Below are 16,977 nucleotides of genomic sequence, written 5' to 3' on the forward strand. Positions count from 1 at the left end.
AGGGCTGGTGGCACCACCACCAGCCCTGACGCGCGCCTTGCCACCACGCCTTCTGGGGGCAACGCATCTCGCAGATTAAGTGTGAACAGGCCCTAGATAGACGCCGTTATCGGTGCGCAAACGTTTGCGCGGATTGGAGAATAGCACCGCAAAATCAGAAAATAAAGCTGCGGTGCAGCTTTTTTTTTCATCTCGGATGAACGCGTAAGGAAGGATTCGGCAGACCGGCACCGGCACCGGAACGACAAACGGCGGGGAGCGCCGAGCGGACGCTCCCCGCCGTTGCGAGAAGAAAATGCGGTAGTGAAACGACCAAGCGCGCAGGTCACCAGCACGGCACCGTTCCCATGTCCACGCCCTTGCGCAGGATGGAAAACGGCATGCTTCAGGCCAGTACTGGTACGGACTCCCCGGCTTGCCTCGAACACGCAGCACCGGCCACAAGGCCAGTCTGCGTCAGGATGATGGTGAGAGGATCAGTGACCGAAATGCGTACGGCGCCAGACGTAGGCACCAAAGGCGCAGCTGCCCACGACCACGTACATCGCGTACCACACCAGTGCCTGGCTACCGTAGCTCATGAGCAATTCCATCAGTTTCATGCTTGTCTCCTCTGCTTTTGATGGCCGGACTGTTATTCGCCCGGCTTATCGTCCCAAGGGGTGAAAATGTCGAAACGACAATATCCCCGGCTTGCTGCGGGCGCTGTTGTCAGTAGTATCAGCGTCAGCGCCCTTCCACGCCGCGCCGCTACAGGCCCGTGCAAATATCTTGCTACTGCCAAAAGCTGATGTAAACAAGGGCTTGTTCTGCGCAGCAGCAATTCATGGCCGAGCTCATAGTGCGCATTTCGTTGTCGTAGGGATTCACTTCGTCATGTGGAAGCGAAAGCCCGCGAGAGGCCCGTTTCCAGGTGGAATCGCACTAATGGTGTGCAATAACTTATTTTTTATATAATTTTTTGCATTGCAAAACAAAAAGTCGGTAAATCGTCGCCAAATAGCGACTTGGTGCGTCTCGTAAGCGTATTTATGATGTTTATGTAGGACATCGCGCCAGGTGGATACGAGGAGAAAGAGACGCACCGAGATGTTCACGCCGCTTATATCTCCTTGCGCCACAGCACCAGGGTTCCCAGCATTCCGGCCAGGATGGAGCCGCCGAGTACGCCCAGTTTGAGCTTGGCTTCGAAGTCCGGGCTCAATCCCTGGAAGGCCAGGCCGCCGATGAAGAGGCTCATGGTGAAGCCGATGCCGCACAGCATGCAGACGCCCACGAACTGTCGGGTGCTGGCGCCGGCAGGCGCGGCCGCCAGTCCGCTGCGGATCATCAGCCAGGCCGCACCGAACACGCCGATGGTCTTGCCCAGCACCAGCCCGCCGGCGATGCCCAGCGGTATCGGTTCGAACAGACTGCCCAGCGACATGCCCTGCAAGGACACGCCGGCATTGGCGAAGGCAAACATGGGCAGCACCAGGAAGGCCACCCAGGGATGCAGGCCATGCTCCAGGGCGCCTGCCAGCGGCTGGTCGTCGGCATCGCGCATGGGGATGGCCAGCGCGGTGACCACACCGGCCAGGGTGGCGTGAATGCCGGACTTGAGCACGCACACCCAGATCACCAGCCCGACGACGATGTAGATATCGGCGCGCCGCACACCGCTGCGATTGAGCAGCAGCAGCACCAGCGTCCCGACTCCGGCACCGGCCAGCATGCCCAGCGAGAGATGGTCGGTATAGAAGAGCGCGATGACCACAATGGCGCCCAGGTCATCAATGATGGCCACGGCCGTGAGGAAGACCTTGAGCGAGGTCGGCACGCGCGAACCCAGCAACATCACGATGCCGATGGCAAAGGCGATGTCGGTGGCCGCCGGAATGGCCCAGCCGCGCAGGGCCACCGGGTCGCCCAGGTTGATGAGGGCATAGATGCCGGCCGGCACCAGCATGCCGCCCAGGGCCGCCGCCGCTGGCAGGATGGCCTGCTTGCGCGAGGCCAGTTCGCCCTCGACGAATTCACGCTTGATTTCCAGCCCGACCAGGAAGAAGAAAACCGCCATCCACAGATCGTTGACCCACAGCAGCAAGGGCTTGGAAAGGACCACCAGGCCGCCGATGTCGACCGTGCCCGGGATGCGGGTGAAAGCCTCGTAGGTGTCTCGCCAGCCGCTGTTGCTGATGATCAGGGCCAGTACGGTCGCGATGCCCAGAACGATGCCGCCAGCGGCTTCATGGGCGAAGAATCGGGCAAAGGCGTTGCCGCCTTGGTGCTGGTGAGGGGATGGGGTCAATGCGGGCTCCTTGTTGTCGTCATCAAAACAAGGCCTGACTGTAACAAAGGCGGCGGCTTTTCTCCAATCTTTCGGCCGAAGGCTGGCCATGCGCGGACAAAAAAAATGGGCCGTCCCTCTCCACAGGAACGGCCCGACCCTCCACACCACAAACCTTCATGACGGTATCTTGAACCGTCCGATGCGCACGCATTTCATGCGCATCTCTTCATCTCTTCATCTCCTCATCTTTTCGGCAATCAGCGATACACCAGCACGGGAACCTTGCTGTGTGCCAGCAGCTTCTGCGTCTGGCTGCCCAGCAGCAGCCGCCCCAGTGTGGAACGCGCCTTGGAGGCCATGATGATGGCATCACAATGCTCGCGCTCGGCTACGCGCATGATTTCTTCGTAGGGACGCCCGCCCTGTGCCACCTGCACGGTGCAGGGCACGCCTTCTTTACGGGCCATCGCGGTGATCATCTCGACGCTGGCCATTGCGCGTTCACGCCCGGCCTCATCGGTACGCTCCACATCCACGCCGACGCTGACTTCGGGAATCGACAGGGCCCGCAGGTTGCCTGCCACCGACAAGCCGACCAGAGTGCTGCCGCAGCTCTTGGCCAGCGCGATGGCAGCCTTCACGGACTCGTTGCACAGACGGGAACCATCGGTTGCCAACAGGATGTTCTTGAACATGATGACCTCAGCAGGTGACTGGAATGCGTTGACTTGGTATGACTGCATACTAAGCCTCACCTGCATGGACGGATTTGACATGTATCAAGCCGTACCGGCTGCAGCGTCACAGCCGCCCTGCCTTTGCGCTGGATCAAATGGCGCCGGCCGCGGCGGGTCGAAACGCCATGAAGCGCCTCACCAGTTGCGCCAGCACCGGCCTGACCTGCTCTGCCAGCGCGGCCTGCAGGGCGTAGGGCGAGTGTTCCTGCATGTAGCTGCGCTGGGCCAGCTCCAGCTGGATGGCGTACACCTGCTGTGCCGGTTGTCCGTAATGCCGGGTGATGTAGCCGCCCTTGAAACGGCCATTGAGCACCGCCGGACTATGCGGTGCCAGTTGCTGCGCCAGCGCCAGCAAGTCCTCGCCCACGCCGGGGGCGCAGGCGGCGCCGCTGGCCGTGCCGAAATTGAAGACCGGCAGCTCGCCGTCGAACAGGTGCGGAATCACCGAACGGATCGAATGGGCGTCCCACAGCAGCGCGTAACCGTGCAGTGACTTCAACCGTGCCAGCTCGGCCTGCAGGGCGGCGTGATAGGGATGCCAGTAGCGTTGCAGGCGCCGTGCGATCTCGGTGGCATCGGGCTCGCAGCCATCACGGTAGAGCGGCAGATTGTCGAAGGTCGTCAGCGGACACAATCCGGTGGTGTTCTGCCCCGGGTACAGGCTCTGTCCGTCCGCCGGCCGGTTGAGATCGATCACGTAACGTGAATGAAAAGGACGAATTACCGACGCCCCAAGATCGGCCGCAAAGTCATAGAGTTCGGCGATGTGCCAATCGGTATCGTCGACCTGCAAGCCGACCGGGCTGTAGGAGGACCGCAGTTCCTCCGGTAGCAGCGTACCGACGTGTGGCATGGAAATGAGCAGCGGCGAGCTGCCCTGGTGAAGCTGGTAGATCGCATTGAGCATGTCTTGCATGGAACTTCCTCACTCTTTCAACAAATCGGCCATCGTGTCGCGATAGGCGCGGCGCGCCTGGTCCTGCAAGGGGTGCTGCCCGGCGCTGACGACCTGACGCCCGCCGACATGGACATCCCGGATGGGCTGGCCATCGTGTTCGCAAAATACCAGCGCCGAGAGCAGTTGCGCCGGACTGCGGTCGGCCAGGTTGACATCATCGCCGTCGAGGATCACGAAATCGGCCTGCTGTCCCACGGCCAGCCCGGCGACCGCGCGGCCGCAGGCGGCGGCACCACCGGCGACGGCCTGGATGAACAGACGGTCGGCCGTGGCCGGTGCCGCTTCGGACGCCAGGACATTGCGTCGCCGGTGATGCAGCCGCTGTCCGTACTCCAGCAGCCGCAATTCGGACCGCGGGTTGATGGCGATATGGCTGTCCGAACCAATGCCCCAGGGCGTACGGGAATGCAGCAACTGCCCGGCATCGATGATGCCATCACCCAGATTGGCCTCGGTGGTGGGGCACAGTCCCACCACCGCGCCACTGGCCGCCAGCGCCTGGTATTCCGCCTGATCCATGTGGGTGGCGTGGATCAGGCACCAGCGGCCATCCACTTCCTGCAGGGAGAGCAGCAACTGCACCGGGCGCTGGCCGCACCAGGCCAGGCAATCCTGGATTTCGCGCCATTGCTCGGCGATGTGGATGTGGACCGGGGCGTCGTGCCCGCCGCGCTGGCGACGCAAACCGATGACCAGTTCCTCCAGCCCCTGTGGCGACACCGCCCGCAGCGAATGCGGTGCCACGCCATAGCGGCGCATCGGGTTCTCCGGCAAGGCTTGCAGCAGGCGTTCGCGCAGCGCCAGCAGCGCATCGGGGGAGCTGATGAAGCGCGCCTGCTCGCCCGAACTGGGCTGGCCGCCAAATCCGCCGTACTGGTACAGCACCGGCAGCAGGGTCATGCCGATACCGACATCGGCCGCCGCCTGCATCAGCCGCAGGGCCAGTTCGGCGCGATCGGCATAGGGCAAGCCGCCTGGGGCATGATGCAGATAATGGAATTCGCAGACCGAGGTGTAACCGGCCTTGAGCATCTCGATGTACAGATGACGGGCGATGGCTTCCAGATGCTCGGGCTGCAGGCGCTGGGCAAAGCGATACATCAGCTTGCGCCAGCTCCAGAAAGAGTCCGACGGGCTGCCCATGACTTCGGTCAAGCCGGCCATGGCGCGCTGGAAGGCATGTGAATGCAGGTTGGGCATGCCGGCAATCACCGGCCCGGCGGCCTGCCTGGCCGTGCCGCAGGAGCTGCCGGCGCTGACCTCAATGAGCCTGCCGGTATCATCCCAGCGCAGCAGGACGTTGCGCTGCCAGCCATCCGGCAGCAGCGCCAGCGGGCAGAACAGCGCCTGCTGCTGTGGATGCGCCTGCGCTTGTTGCAGTGTTGGTTCGCCAAGCGATGCCATGTGCTCACCTTTGTTATTGGCGGTTGTGTAGTGTATGCCGGACCTCGCTCTGCCGCTTGCAGCGGGTGGAATCAGTGCGATATCGGCGTTTCGAGGCTCACCTGCTCGTTCTTTCCGTCACCTCGGGACGATGCAGACCAGCAATGCAATTGCTCCCGGCGCGCACAGAAGGTCCGGCATTGCTGCGCCATCGCCCGGAGCCAGGCGCGCAAATTCGCCCGCGCGCAGGGATTGTTGCAGGCCATGTTCATCGGACAGGCAGGCCGAGCCCCGTGCCACATACAACAAGACACTGTTGCCGGGCAGGCGGCGGGAATTGCGCTCGTCCAGTACCACTACCCTGCCCTCTGCGAATTCGCGCCGCACCATCAGGTTGAAGTCCAGCGTCGGTGCACCATGCAGCCGCACCTGGACCGCTTGCTCGCCGGGGAAGGCATGCGGGACAAAGCAGTGCGCCAGATCGTGCACCTGCCGCCCCGCACTGTGCATGGTGAAGCCGCCGCCTTCGAGCAGAACGATGGTGCGGTCGATGCCCTCGAAGCTGGAAAAATCGGCATCCGCGCCCACATCGGCCACGCTGACGCGCCACACGAAACTGGCGAAATCAGCCTCCGGGGGCTCCACGCACAGTTCGCGGGTCTGCCCGCCCTCGTTCTTCCAGGGCACGGCATCCACCTCGCCCAGCGCACCGACAAACCGGATGGCGCCAGTTCGTGACGGCGGCCCGGAGACCGCCAGCCTACCGGCCTTACGCGTCATGGCCCACCTCGCGGGCCAGCATGGTTTGCAAGAAACTGCGGGTGCGCGCCTCACGAGGTGAAGTAAAAATCTCGGAAGGGGGGCCGGATTCGACGATGCTGCCGTGATCCATCACCACCACCACATCGGCCACCTCGCGCGCAAAACCCATCTCGTGCGTGACGATGAGCATGGTCATGCCTTCGCCGGCCAGATCCTTCATCACTTGCAGCACTTCGCCGACCAGTTCCGGATCCAGCGCCGAGGTGGGTTCGTCGAAGAGCATCACCTTGGGCGCCATGGCCAGCGCACGGGCAATGGCCACCCGCTGCTTCTGGCCACCTGACAGGGTGCCGGGATAGTCCCTGGCCTTGTGCTCCAGCCCGACCTTCCTGAGCAGTTGCAGCCCCTGCTCCTGGGCCGTCCTGCGCGGTACGCCGCGCAGGCAGGTAGGCGCCAGGGTGATGTTGTCCAGCACGCTCAGATGGGGAAACAGGTTGAAGGACTGGAACACCATGCCCACCTCGGCGCGCAGGGCGTCGAGCATGGCCTCGGGCATCATGCGTCCGCCCTCCACCACCGGATGTCCGCTCACCACTACCGTGCCGCCCTCGGCGGTCTCCAGCCCGTTGAGGCAGCGCAGGAAAGTACTCTTGCCGCTGCCGCTGGGGCCGATGATGACCACCACCTGACTGGGTGCCACGACAAAATCGATATCCTTGAGGACCAGCTGGCTGCCGAAGGATTTGCGCAAGCCCTTGACGTTGACCATGAGTTCTTGCATCACACCCTCCCTTCCGAGCGCAGGACCTTCTCGATGCGGCGCAGCGCCAGCGTGGTCACGCTGGTCAGCACCAGGTAGATGAGCGCGATGACCAGATAGGTCTCCAGCGAGCGGTAGGTAATGCTGATGATCTTCTCGCCTTCGTGCATCAGGTCGGCGATGGTCAGCAGCGAGACCAGAGCCGAGTTCTTGATCAGCGCGATGAATTCATTGCCCAGGGGCGGGATCATGCGCACGAAGGCCTGCGGCAGGACCACGCGCCGCATCGCCATGCGATATGGCAGGCCCAGCGAGCGTGCCGCTTCCATCTGCCCGCGCTCGATGGACTGGATGGAGCCGCGCACGATTTCAGAAATGTAGGCGCCGCTATAGATGCCCAGCCCGAGGATTCCGCACACGTAGGCCGGCAGGATCACGCCCACGTGCGGCAGCCCGAAGAACCACAGGAACAATTGCACCAGCAAGGGCGTCCCCCGCACCAGCGTGAGATAGAAGGTACACAGTCCGTAGAGCAGGCGGCGCTGCGGGTTGAGCCGGCCCAGGCCGACCAGCAGGCCCAGCACGCAGCCCAGCACCAGCGAGGCGGCGGTGATTTCCACGGTCACCAGGGTGCCGTGGAGGAGCGAGGGCCAGTTGTCCCAGACGCCCGAAAAATCCAGTTTCATGAGGTGCTCCGGCAAAAGGAGGCCCTGGCCCGGCCGGCATCAAGCAGACCAGGTCGAGCATGCACAAGGAAGATGGAGGTGCCCGGTGCAATGGCCGGGCCAGGCGTGGAGGCGCTTACTGTTTCTTGCCGAACCACTTGTCGGTCAGCGCGTCGTAGGTCCCGTTGATGCGCAGCGTCTGCAGCGCCTTGTTGAGATGCTCGGTGAGCACGGTATCGTCCTTGCGCAGGGCAAAGCCATACAGTTCGGTCGTGAGTCCCTTGTCCAGCACCCGCACCAGCGGCTGGGTACGCGCATATTCGACCGCAGCCGGACGGCCGGTCACCACCGCATTGACGCGGCCGGTGGCCAGCAGATCGAACATGGCCTGGTTCTTTTCGACTTCCACGCGTTCCACGCCGGGGAAGTTGTCACGCAGATAGCTCACCGACTTGGTCCCGACCTGGACCGAGACGCGCTTGCCGCGGTTCAGGTCTTCCGGCACCTTGATGCTGTTGTCGTCACGCCGCACCAGCACGGCCAGACCACCACGGTAATAGGGATCGCTGAAGGTGACCACCTTGCGACGCTCGTCGGTCATGTAGATGGCCGAGGCGGCAATGTCGAAACGGTTGGAGATGAGGCCGGGGATCAGGCCCTTGAAGTCGATGTCGACCCACTGGATCTTCTTGCCCATGGTCTTGGCCAGGGCTTCCATCAGTTCGACATCAAAGCCGGTGCGCTTGCCATCCTTGACGAACTCCATCGGCGGGAAGGTGGCATCGGTGCCGACACGGATCACGTTATCGGCAGCGCGGGCGGCCGGCGCGACCGCCACCAGCAGGGACAGGCTGACCATAAAGGCGCAAAGCAGCTTGGAAAGCTTCATCATGAGTTCCTCGGTAGAAACGACGACATGGACTGGACGCCGGGTTACCGGCGCAAATGGATTATTCATCCCCGGACCCGGACAGGGTCCTCCCGCGTCCAGCCAGCACCGTCTTCTGCGGACGGCGCAGCCTGACTGGCTTAAAAACGATTGCAGATGCGCTGCGCGGACTCCACCGTCATGCGGACCAGTTCCTGCTCGCGATTGCCCACGCGCAGCGCCGGTGCCATCAAGGTGATGGTGCCTTCCAGACGGCCATTGGACGTCATGATGGGCACCGAGACACCCCACACGCCCAGGTCCACTTCGCTCTCGCTGATGGAGTAGCCACGGCGGCGGATTTCATCGAGCTGCGCCTCCAGCGCGGCGGCTTCCTCGGGCTTGTCGCCCAGCTGGTCGGCCACTAGTTTCTGTTGCAGCTTGCGCGGCATGAAAGCCAGCAGGCTCTTGGCCGATGCTCCCTTAAGCAAGGGATGTGCCCGCCCCTTGGTAAAGGAACAGCGCAAAGGCTGGTCACTTTCTTCCATGGCGATGCAGACCATCTGGCCGTTGATCGGTACCAGCAGGCCCACGCTCTCGCCGCTGCGCTGGACCAGGGAAATGATTTCCTCGCGACTCTGGCTGATCAGGTTGGAATTCTGATCGAACCCCCACGCCAGCTGCACACCGGTCGGACCCGGCTCGAAGGTGCCGGAATTCATGTGCTCCTGCAACAAGCCCCACTTCTTCAGGGATGCCAGGTGGCGATAAACGGTACTGACCGGTTGTTGCACCATCGCAGCAATCTGCTTGGCACTGACGGGCTTGCCGGCACGGGCCACGCCGGCGAGTACGTGGAGAACGCGGTCAACGATGGTAGAGGTTTGTGGAGAGTCCATGGCGGCAATATAAGGTTAAATTCTCACTTTGGGCGAACGATTCCCGCATATAAGGAAATAAATAGAAAAATTTTGAGACGCTTCTTCATATATTCCCAGCGGGCGGCTGAATTTTCTCACCTGTAACGAAAATTGCCTCATGCTATTTTTTTACTACCCAGTGCCGAAAATATTCTAGTGTCGACACTTCTTCCCTTTTTTGGGCAAAGTGCTATGATGAAACGCATCAATTTCAAAATATTGTCGACACGACGAAAAACCCATGAGCGAGCTGATTGCACTGCCCGGCGCCGAACGTGAGGGAGAAACGCTCTCCGAACACGTTTTTCGCAAGATTCAGAGCGCCATCGTGCAGGGTGAGATTGCGCCAGGCAGCAAGATTTCCGAACCTGAACTGGCGCGCACCTATGGCATCAGCCGGGGGCCCTTGCGTGAGGCCATCCATCGGCTGGAGGGCCAGAACCTGCTGGTACGCGTGCCGCATGTGGGTGCGCGGGTGGTGTCGCTGACGCTGGAGGGTCTGGTGGAACTGTTCCAGATCCGCGAATCGCTGGAAGGCATGGCCTGCCGCCTGGCCGCGCAACGCATGAGTCGGGCCGAGCTGGACGAACTGCGACGGGTGCTCGATACCCACGAGAAAGACGAGGCCTTCCAGGCCGGGCGCGGCTATTATCAACAGGAAGGCGACTACGACTTCCATTACAAGATCATCCAGGCCAGCGGCAACCAGATCCTGACCCGCATCCTCTGCGGCGAGCTGTACCAGCTGGCGCGCATGTACCGCATTCAGTATTCGGCCACCCCCAACCGTCCGCGCCAGGCCTTTGCCGAACATCACCGCATCCTCGATGCCCTGGCAGACGGCGACGGTGAACTGGCCGACCTGCTCATGCGGCGCCACATCGGCGCTTCCCGCCGCAACATCGAACACCAGATCGCCCAGACCGGTCCCGGCGGCTCAGGCCAGCAGCGTGACCAGGCCTGAACGCATCCCCCGTACAAGAACCATTCCATCAACGAGACACGAGCCAACCGCCATGAATACCCAATACCGCAAGCAACTGCCCGGCACCCGACTGGACTACTTCGACGCCCGCGCCGCCGTCGAGGCGATTCGTCCCGGCAGTTGGGAAACCCTGCCCTACACGTCCCGCGTGCTGGCAGAAAACCTGGTGCGCCGCTGTGATCCGGCCACCCTCACCGATTCGCTGCGCCAGTTGATCGAGCGCAAGCGTGAGCTGGATTTCCCGTGGTTCCCGGCGCGCGTGGTGTGCCACGACATCCTGGGCCAGACCGCGCTGGTGGACCTGGCCGGCTTGCGCGACGCGATTGCCGACATGGGCGGCGACCCGGCCAAGGTCAATCCGGTGGTACCGGTGCAACTGATCGTGGACCACTCGCTGGCGGTGGAATGTGGCGGCGATGATCCGCAGGCGTTTGAAAAGAATCGTGCGATTGAAGACCGCCGCAATGAAGACCGCTTCCACTTCATCGACTGGACCAAGCTGGCCTTCGAGAACGTGGACGTGATCCCGCCCGGCAACGGCATCATGCACCAGATCAATCTGGAGAAGATGTCGCCGGTGATCCATGCCAAGGATGGCGTGGCCTTCCCCGACACCCTGGTCGGCACCGACAGCCACACCCCGCACGTGGATGCGCTGGGTGTGATTGCAATCGGCGTGGGCGGCCTGGAAGCCGAAAACGTCATGCTGGGCCGCGCCTCCTGGATGCGCCTGCCCGACATCATCGGGGTGGAACTGACCGGGCGCCGCCAGCCGGGCATTACCGCCACCGACATTGTGCTTACGCTCACCGAATTCCTGCGCAAGCAGAAGGTGGTGGGCGCCTATCTGGAATTCTACGGCGAGGGCGTCGCCAGCCTGACCCTGGGTGACCGCGCCACCATTTCCAACATGGCGCCGGAATATGGCGCCACGGCGGCCATGTTCTCGATCGACCAGCAGACCATCGATTATCTGAAGCTGACCGGCCGCGACGATGAGCAGGTCAAGCTGGTGGAAACCTATGCCAAGCAAGCGGGCCTGTGGTCCGACACTCTGAGCAAAGCCGAGTACGAGCGCGTACTGCGCTTCGACCTCTCCACCGTGGTGCGCACCCTGGCGGGGCCGAGCAATCCGCACAAGCGCCTGCCGGTCTCCGAACTGGCCGCCCAAGGCATCGCCGGCAAGGTCGAGAACGAACCGGGCAAGATGCCCGACGGCGCCGTCATCATCGCCGCCATCACCAGTTGCACCAATACCAGCAACCCGCGCAACGTGATCGCCGCCGGTCTGCTGGCGCGCAACGCCAATCGCCTGGGCCTGACCCGCAAGCCCTGGGTCAAGAGCTCGCTGGCGCCCGGCTCCAAGGCCGTTGAACTGTATCTGGAAGAAGCCGGACTGACCGCCGACCTGGAAAAACTGGGCTTTGGCATCGTGGCGTTTGCCTGCACCACCTGCAACGGCATGTCCGGCGCGCTCGATCCCAAGATCCAGCAGGAGATCATCGACCGCGATCTCTACAGCACCGCCGTACTGTCCGGCAACCGCAATTTCGATGGCCGCATCCATCCTTACGCCAAGCAGGCTTTCCTGGCCTCGCCACCGCTGGTGGTGGCCTATGCCATTGCCGGCACCATCCGCTTCGACATCGAACAGGACGTGCTGGGCGTGACCGCCGAGGGCCGCGAAATCCGCCTGAAGGACATCTGGCCCGGCGATGAAGAAATCGACGCCGTGGTGGCCGCCGCCGTCAAGCCGCAGCAGTTCCGCAATGTCTACACGCCGATGTTTGCCGCCCGCGTGGACCGCAGCCAGTCGGTCAGCCCGCTGTATGACTGGCGTCCCCAAAGCACCTACATCCGCCGTCCGCCCTACTGGGAAGGCGCGCTGGCCGGTGAGCGTACGCTCTCGGGCATGCGTCCGCTGGCCGTGCTGGGCGACAACATCACCACCGACCACCTCTCGCCCTCCAACGCCATCCTGCTCGACAGCGCCGCTGGCGAATACCTGGCCAAGATGGGCTTGCCGGAAGAGGACTTCAATTCCTACGCCACCCATCGCGGCGACCACCTGACTGCGCAGCGCGCCACCTTCGCCAATCCCAAGCTGTTCAACGAGATGGTCAGGAAGGCCGACGGCAGCGTGCAGCAAGGGTCACTGGCGCGCCTGGAACCGGAGGGCCGTGTCATGCGCATGTGGGAAACCATCGAAACCTACATGGAGCGCAAGCAGCCGCTGATCATCATCGCCGGCGCCGACTACGGCCAGGGTTCTTCGCGCGACTGGGCTGCCAAGGGTGTGCGTCTGGCCGGTGTGGAAGCCATCGTGGCAGAAGGCTTCGAGCGCATCCACCGTACCAACCTGATCGGCATGGGCGTGCTGCCGCTGGAATTCAAGGCCGGTGAAAACCGCAATACCTACGGCATCGACGGTACCGAAACCTATGACGTCATCGGCCAGCGCCGTCCGCGCGCCGACCTGACGCTGGTGATCCACCGCAAGAATGGCGAACGCGTGGAAGTGCCGGTGACCTGCCGCCTCGATACCGCCGAAGAAGTCTCGATCTACGAAGCCGGCGGCGTGCTGCAGCGCTTCGCCCAGGATTTCCTGGAAGCCTCCGCCAACGTCGGCCAGAACGCGAAGGAACAAGCATGAGCCAAGTCCCCCAGATCCGTATCCCCGCCACCTACCTGCGTGGCGGTACCAGCAAGGGCGTCTTCTTCAAGCTGGACGACCTGCCCGAAGCCGCCCGCGTCCCGGGCCGCGCGCGTGACAAGCTGCTGCAGCGGGTGATCGGCAGTCCCGATCCCTACGGCAAGCAGATCGATGGCATGGGCGGCGCCACCTCCAGCACCAGCAAGACAGTCATCATCTCGCGCAGCGAGCGACCCGGTCATGATGTCGATTACCTGTTCGGCCAGGTCTCCATCGACAAGGATTTCGTCGACTGGAGCGGCAATTGCGGCAACCTGTCGGCGGCGGTCGGCCCCTTCGCGATTTCTGCCGGTCTGGTGGATCCTTCGAAGCTGCCGCAGGATGGTGTGGCCGTCATCACCATCTGGCAGGCCAACATCGGCAAGACCATCGTGGCCCACGTCCCCATTCGCGGCGGACAGGTACAGGAAACCGGTGACTTCGAACTGGATGGTGTCACCTTCCCCGCCGCCGAAGTCCAGCTGGAATTCATGGACCCGGCCGCTGAGGAAGAAGGCGCGGGTGGCGCCATGTTCCCCACCGGCAATGTGGTCGATACCCTGGAAGTGCCCGGCGTGGGCAGCTTCCAGGCCACCATGATCAATGCCGGGATCCCGACCATCTTCCTCAATGCCGACGAGATCGGCTATACCGGCACCGAACTGCAGGACGCCATCAACAGCGATCCCGCCGCGCTGGCGCGCTTCGAAACGATCCGCGCGCATGGGGCGATCCGCATGGGCCTGATCAACAAGGTGGAAGAAGCAGCCACCCGCCAGCACACGCCCAAGGTGGCCTTCGTTGCACCGCCCAAGGAATACGTTTCGTCCAGCGGCAAGACCGTCACCGTGCAGGATACCGACGTACTGGTGCGCGCCATGTCCATGGGCAAGCTGCACCATGCCATGATGGGCACGGCTGCCGTGGCCATCGGCACGGCAGCGGCCATTCCGGGGACGCTGGTGAACCTGGCGGCGGGTGGAGGCGAACGCCACAGCGTGCGCTTCGGCCATCCGTCCGGGACCTTGCGTGTCGGTGCGGAAGCGAAGCTGGAAGACGGCCAGTGGGTCGTCACCAAGGCCATCATGAGCCGCAGCGCGCGGGTGCTGATGGAAGGCTGGGTGCGGGTGCCGGGGGATGCGTTCTGATCTGCCTGCGCAGTTCCTGCCCCGAGAGACCTTCCTGGCCTCGGACGCCGCCAGTCTCATGACCGGCGCCATTGTCAATGCAGACGGTGCTTATACCTGCATATGAAGCTTTGTACCGTCCGCGCAGGCAACAAAAAGGCCGGCCACCTTGCGGTGCCGGCCTGATCGGCTGGTTGCGGGTCCAGGGCGGGCTCAGACGCGGTAGATCTTTTCCCCGGTCTGAACGATCCTGAATTTCTCGTTGGTCAGGGGATCCAGCGCGCGGCCATCGGTGAGCTTGTAGCTGCGGCTGAAGGCCTGGGCAGCCTGGTCAGCCTCGTCCTGTTGCGTCTGGTACACCTCTACGTGGTAAGGTGCGCCGGTCTTGCCCTTGGCATCGAATTTTTCCACCAGATCCATATGTCGTCTCCTTAGTCGTGGCCTTGCGCCAAGGTCAACGATAGCAGATTTGGCGCGGCTTTCCAGCGCATTGCATGTTGCAGCGCACAGAGATGAAGTTCCGTGCGCTGCCCCGAGGCTCCCCGATCAGAAGTGCAAGGTCACGCCGACACCGAACTGCCGCGTCACCTCAGCCTTGTTCAGACCGAATTTGGCACCGGCATCCAGGTCCACCGTCTTGTTGGGTGACCAGATCGCACCCACCAGGGCATAGGAGGGCAACTTGCGGCTGGAAGCGTCGGGGTTCTGTGCCAGGCCGGTATCGGCCACCAGGCGCCACTGCTCATTGAGGCCATATGCGACGGCTACCGAAGCGCGCCACAGGGTCTTGCGTTGCCCCTCCCGGTCACTTTCCAGCTTGAAGCGGTTGTAGCGCAGGCCCAGGTTGCCATGCAGCGCCCACGGGCCGGTCTCGTAGGAGGCGATGCCGGTGAGGGCCATGCTGTTTCTGCCGGTGCCCAGGCCCTTCTCTTCGTCGCCGCTGGGCATGAACAATTCTGGCTTGAGCGCCAGCGCCAGGCCATCGGCTTCATGGAAACGCCATTTGGCGCCCACCGACACATCCCCGACCCCGGTGCCGCTCGGAGCCTGGAAGGTCTGCGGCAGGTTGAAGAACATGTCCAGCTTGTCCGTCACGCCGTAGGTGAAGGTCAATCCGCCCACATGAGCGGCGTTGCCGTCCTGCCTGCTCCAGTCGGTATTCATTTCCAGCTGCATGCCGCCACTGCCTTGTACGCCGGCATCATCGGTGACCAGCGGATGAGCGGCAAAGGCCGGATGACTGGCGGCCAGCAGCAGTGCGGTCAGGCAGGACACTCGGATGGTTTTGTTTTTCATGAAAGACCCCACTTTCTTGTACTTTATTTTGATCGGTACGGCATTCGCGTGGCCACGATGACACACCCGTGCCTGCCGCAGACGTGACGGAGCACGTCGCAGGCGACGGAGACAACATTGTGGTCGGAGCGAACCGAAGGGAAATCGCGCCGCTGCCATGCCGGGGACACATTAGCAAAGGAAATTGCCAGGCATTCCGGACAGGAAAGGCGCAGGCAAGGCCCTATTGATGAATATGTCCTCGTTGGTGGCTGCGGTAAATGCCGTGGCTTTTACGGAAGGAACATCAATCTGGCTGGGTTCATCGAGCCTTGCGAGCCGCCGGAAGCGAAGTCAGGACAGAGTCTGATGATGACAGGGAGATGCGGGCCACGGGCGGTTCCTGCAACGTTCCTGACGATCAACAGAGGCGCTTCACTTCCAGAGCGAGGGGGATAGTACCATCGGCACCTGACAAATCAGCAACGAAAAACTTCGATTTTTCATGACTAAATCTGACGCTGACTGCAATCCATTCACTCGGGCCGTTGCGCCGCAGCGAGCAGCTCCGGGCCGATCTCGCGCAGCACGCGGGTCGGCACCTTGAGCAATGCTCCCCATTCACTCCAGTCCCAGGACACGCGGCCGCACAGGTATTGCAGACTGGAGAGCGGCAACTCGAAACGTTCACCCAGTTCCAGCAGACGCGGCAGCAGGGCCGGCCGCTGGGCATCGCTGGCCACGCAGACGTCGGCCACGCAGGCAGCCAGTTCCAGCAGGCGGATCAGGCGCTGCTGACGGTCTTGCTCATCCATGCCGGTGTTGTCGGCCTGGTCGTGATACAGGACGCTTTCGCAGAAGAGCTTGGGGAACAGCCAGTCCTGCATCATCGCTGCGGCCAGTTCCAGATGGTTGAATCCGAACAGTGCCTTTTCTTCCTGTCGCAACGAGGCGCCCTGCACGCCGGTGCGCAGCAGCTCGCCGTAACGTTTGGGACGCGCCGAGGCCAGCCCCAGCCGGCCGATATCGGCCAGCAGACCGATGGTGAACATTTCTGCCGGCGGCGCCACCTGCAGCAGGTCGCCCAGGGCCTGACCGGCGCAGGCCATGGCCGTGCAACGGCTCCAGAACAGGTCATAGTCGAACTGCTCGCAATCCCCGCGCCGCGCCGATTCGGTCAGCGAGATCGCCAGCGCCATCTGACGCACCGCATGCAGACCGACCATCAGCAACAGCTCGATATTGACGGCGGCCACCATGCGCCCCTTGTTGATGTTGGGGATGTTGGCAATCTGGATCAGGCGACCGGCCAGCACCGGATCACCCTGCACCTGCGCCACCAGCTCCGGCAGCGCAATGTCTTCCTGCTGGCACATCTGCATGATCTTCAGACGCACACCCGAAGGCGCAGGCAAGACTTCAGAGTCTTGCAGTTCACGGAAAACCAGGGGATCGACGTAATGAGACATGAGGATTCGTGTGATTCTTTTGAGTTCGATGCTTGGCGCAATGCCAATTTGAGTTCACCACAAGCATACCCAAATAATGTGCATTGTGCGTTGCGGCAATGCAA

16 protein-coding genes are annotated in these 16,977 nt (G+C 62.7%); 3 read left to right on the forward strand and 13 right to left on the reverse strand.

From position 1 onward, the window contains the following. Nucleotides 1-476: 476 nt before the first annotated feature. The 10 genes from HWE01_RS22900 to HWE01_RS21500 form a co-directional block, all read right to left on the reverse strand. Nucleotides 477-602, reverse strand: a complete 126-nt coding sequence (locus HWE01_RS22900; protein ID WP_008328661.1) for a hypothetical protein — start codon at nt 600-602, stop codon at nt 477-479. Between the two features lie 500 nt (nt 603-1,102). Further along, nucleotides 1,103-2,290 carry a Na+/H+ antiporter NhaA gene (gene nhaA, locus HWE01_RS21460; RefSeq protein WP_241822830.1) on the reverse strand — a complete coding sequence of 396 codons (1,188 nt, stop codon included), beginning with the start codon at nt 2,288-2,290 and terminating at the stop codon, nt 1,103-1,105. A 239-nt stretch (nt 2,291-2,529) separates the two neighbouring features. Continuing rightward, a complete protein-coding gene (locus tag HWE01_RS21465) occupies nt 2,530-2,967 on the reverse strand; it encodes a universal stress protein (RefSeq protein WP_175342575.1) in 438 nt (145 codons plus the stop codon). A gap of 133 nt (nt 2,968-3,100) precedes the next feature. Beyond that, entirely contained in the window at nt 3,101-3,916 is an 816-nt protein-coding gene (gene hutG, locus HWE01_RS21470) for an N-formylglutamate deformylase (protein ID WP_241822842.1), read from the reverse strand. Nucleotides 3,917-3,934: 18 nt separating this feature from the next. Further along, nucleotides 3,935-5,371, reverse strand: coding sequence for a formimidoylglutamate deiminase (locus HWE01_RS21475; protein WP_241822831.1), 1,437 nt, complete (start codon nt 5,369-5,371; stop codon nt 3,935-3,937). A 117-nt stretch (nt 5,372-5,488) separates the two neighbouring features. Further along, on the reverse strand, nt 5,489-6,130 hold the full coding sequence (locus tag HWE01_RS21480) for a HutD/Ves family protein (RefSeq protein WP_241822832.1): 642 nt from the start codon (nt 6,128-6,130) through the stop codon (nt 5,489-5,491). After that, nucleotides 6,120-6,893, reverse strand: a complete 774-nt coding sequence (locus HWE01_RS21485) for an amino acid ABC transporter ATP-binding protein (protein ID WP_008328650.1) — start codon at nt 6,891-6,893, stop codon at nt 6,120-6,122. Before HWE01_RS21485 ends, HWE01_RS21480 begins: the two co-directional genes overlap by 11 nt. Further along, nucleotides 6,893-7,558, reverse strand: a complete 666-nt coding sequence (locus tag HWE01_RS21490) for an amino acid ABC transporter permease (protein WP_241822833.1) — start codon at nt 7,556-7,558, stop codon at nt 6,893-6,895. The genes HWE01_RS21485 and HWE01_RS21490 overlap by 1 nt, the downstream gene beginning before the upstream one ends. A 115-nt stretch (nt 7,559-7,673) precedes the next feature. Continuing rightward, a complete protein-coding gene (locus HWE01_RS21495; protein WP_241822843.1) occupies nt 7,674-8,426 on the reverse strand; it encodes a glutamine ABC transporter substrate-binding protein in 753 nt (250 codons plus the stop codon). A 140-nt stretch (nt 8,427-8,566) separates the two neighbouring features. Then, entirely contained in the window at nt 8,567-9,304 is a 738-nt protein-coding gene (locus HWE01_RS21500; protein ID WP_034332582.1) for an IclR family transcriptional regulator, read from the reverse strand. Nucleotides 9,305-9,566: 262 nt separating this feature from the next. On the opposite strand from HWE01_RS21500, the gene HWE01_RS21505 reads away from it, so the two are divergent. The 3 genes from HWE01_RS21505 to prpF are packed head-to-tail and all read left to right on the forward strand — an operon-like array spanning nt 9,567 to nt 14,150. Beyond that, a complete protein-coding gene (locus HWE01_RS21505) occupies nt 9,567-10,289 on the forward strand; it encodes a GntR family transcriptional regulator (protein ID WP_008328632.1) in 723 nt (240 codons plus the stop codon). A 52-nt stretch (nt 10,290-10,341) separates the two neighbouring features. Continuing rightward, nucleotides 10,342-12,963, forward strand: a complete 2,622-nt coding sequence (acnD, locus tag HWE01_RS21510; RefSeq protein ID WP_241822834.1) for a Fe/S-dependent 2-methylisocitrate dehydratase AcnD — start codon at nt 10,342-10,344, stop codon at nt 12,961-12,963. Next, nucleotides 12,960-14,150, forward strand: coding sequence for a 2-methylaconitate cis-trans isomerase PrpF (prpF, locus tag HWE01_RS21515; protein WP_241822835.1), 1,191 nt, complete (start codon nt 12,960-12,962; stop codon nt 14,148-14,150). Before acnD ends, prpF begins: the two co-directional genes overlap by 4 nt. A gap of 192 nt (nt 14,151-14,342) precedes the next feature. Here prpF and HWE01_RS21520 read toward each other — a convergent pair whose 3' ends face one another. The 3 genes from HWE01_RS21520 to HWE01_RS21530 all read right to left on the reverse strand — a co-directional run bounded on the left by HWE01_RS21520 (nt 14,343) and on the right by HWE01_RS21530 (nt 16,873). Further along, on the reverse strand, nt 14,343-14,549 hold the full coding sequence (locus HWE01_RS21520; RefSeq protein WP_008328628.1) for a hypothetical protein: 207 nt from the start codon (nt 14,547-14,549) through the stop codon (nt 14,343-14,345). Nucleotides 14,550-14,675: 126 nt separating this feature from the next. Next, nucleotides 14,676-15,425, reverse strand: coding sequence for a transporter (locus HWE01_RS21525; RefSeq protein ID WP_008328627.1), 750 nt, complete (start codon nt 15,423-15,425; stop codon nt 14,676-14,678). A gap of 515 nt (nt 15,426-15,940) precedes the next feature. Further along, nucleotides 15,941-16,873, reverse strand: coding sequence for an HDOD domain-containing protein (locus tag HWE01_RS21530; protein WP_241822836.1), 933 nt, complete (start codon nt 16,871-16,873; stop codon nt 15,941-15,943). Nucleotides 16,874-16,977 lie beyond the last annotated feature (104 nt).

The sequence above is a fragment of the Herbaspirillum sp. C7C8 genome (assembly GCF_022627875.1).
GTDB lineage: Bacteria > Pseudomonadota > Gammaproteobacteria > Burkholderiales > Burkholderiaceae_D > Herbaspirillum.

Excerpts from the sequence above, each read along its gene's own strand:
- prpF (WP_241822835.1), top strand. The coding sequence starts at position 12,960 with ATGAGCCAAGTCCCCCAGATCCGTATCCCCGCCACCTACCTGCGTGGC.
- HWE01_RS21500 (WP_034332582.1), bottom strand. The coding sequence starts at position 9,304 with ATGGACTCTCCACAAACCTCTACCATCGTTGACCGCGTTCTCCACGTA.
- HWE01_RS21485 (WP_008328650.1), bottom strand. The coding sequence starts at position 6,893 with ATGCAAGAACTCATGGTCAACGTCAAGGGCTTGCGCAAATCCTTCGGC.
- HWE01_RS21480 (WP_241822832.1), bottom strand. The coding sequence starts at position 6,130 with ATGACGCGTAAGGCCGGTAGGCTGGCGGTCTCCGGGCCGCCGTCACGA.
- HWE01_RS21465 (WP_175342575.1), bottom strand. The coding sequence starts at position 2,967 with ATGTTCAAGAACATCCTGTTGGCAACCGATGGTTCCCGTCTGTGCAAC.
- HWE01_RS21530 (WP_241822836.1), bottom strand. The coding sequence starts at position 16,873 with ATGTCTCATTACGTCGATCCCCTGGTTTTCCGTGAACTGCAAGACTCT.
- HWE01_RS21490 (WP_241822833.1), bottom strand. The coding sequence starts at position 7,558 with ATGAAACTGGATTTTTCGGGCGTCTGGGACAACTGGCCCTCGCTCCTC.
- HWE01_RS21525 (WP_008328627.1), bottom strand. The coding sequence starts at position 15,425 with ATGAAAAACAAAACCATCCGAGTGTCCTGCCTGACCGCACTGCTGCTG.
- HWE01_RS21520 (WP_008328628.1), bottom strand. The coding sequence starts at position 14,549 with ATGGATCTGGTGGAAAAATTCGATGCCAAGGGCAAGACCGGCGCACCT.
- HWE01_RS22900 (WP_008328661.1), bottom strand. The coding sequence starts at position 602 with ATGAAACTGATGGAATTGCTCATGAGCTACGGTAGCCAGGCACTGGTG.
- HWE01_RS21475 (WP_241822831.1), bottom strand. The coding sequence starts at position 5,371 with ATGGCATCGCTTGGCGAACCAACACTGCAACAAGCGCAGGCGCATCCA.
- acnD (WP_241822834.1), top strand. The coding sequence starts at position 10,342 with ATGAATACCCAATACCGCAAGCAACTGCCCGGCACCCGACTGGACTAC.
- HWE01_RS21495 (WP_241822843.1), bottom strand. The coding sequence starts at position 8,426 with ATGAAGCTTTCCAAGCTGCTTTGCGCCTTTATGGTCAGCCTGTCCCTG.
- HWE01_RS21505 (WP_008328632.1), top strand. The coding sequence starts at position 9,567 with ATGAGCGAGCTGATTGCACTGCCCGGCGCCGAACGTGAGGGAGAAACG.
- hutG (WP_241822842.1), bottom strand. The coding sequence starts at position 3,916 with ATGCTCAATGCGATCTACCAGCTTCACCAGGGCAGCTCGCCGCTGCTC.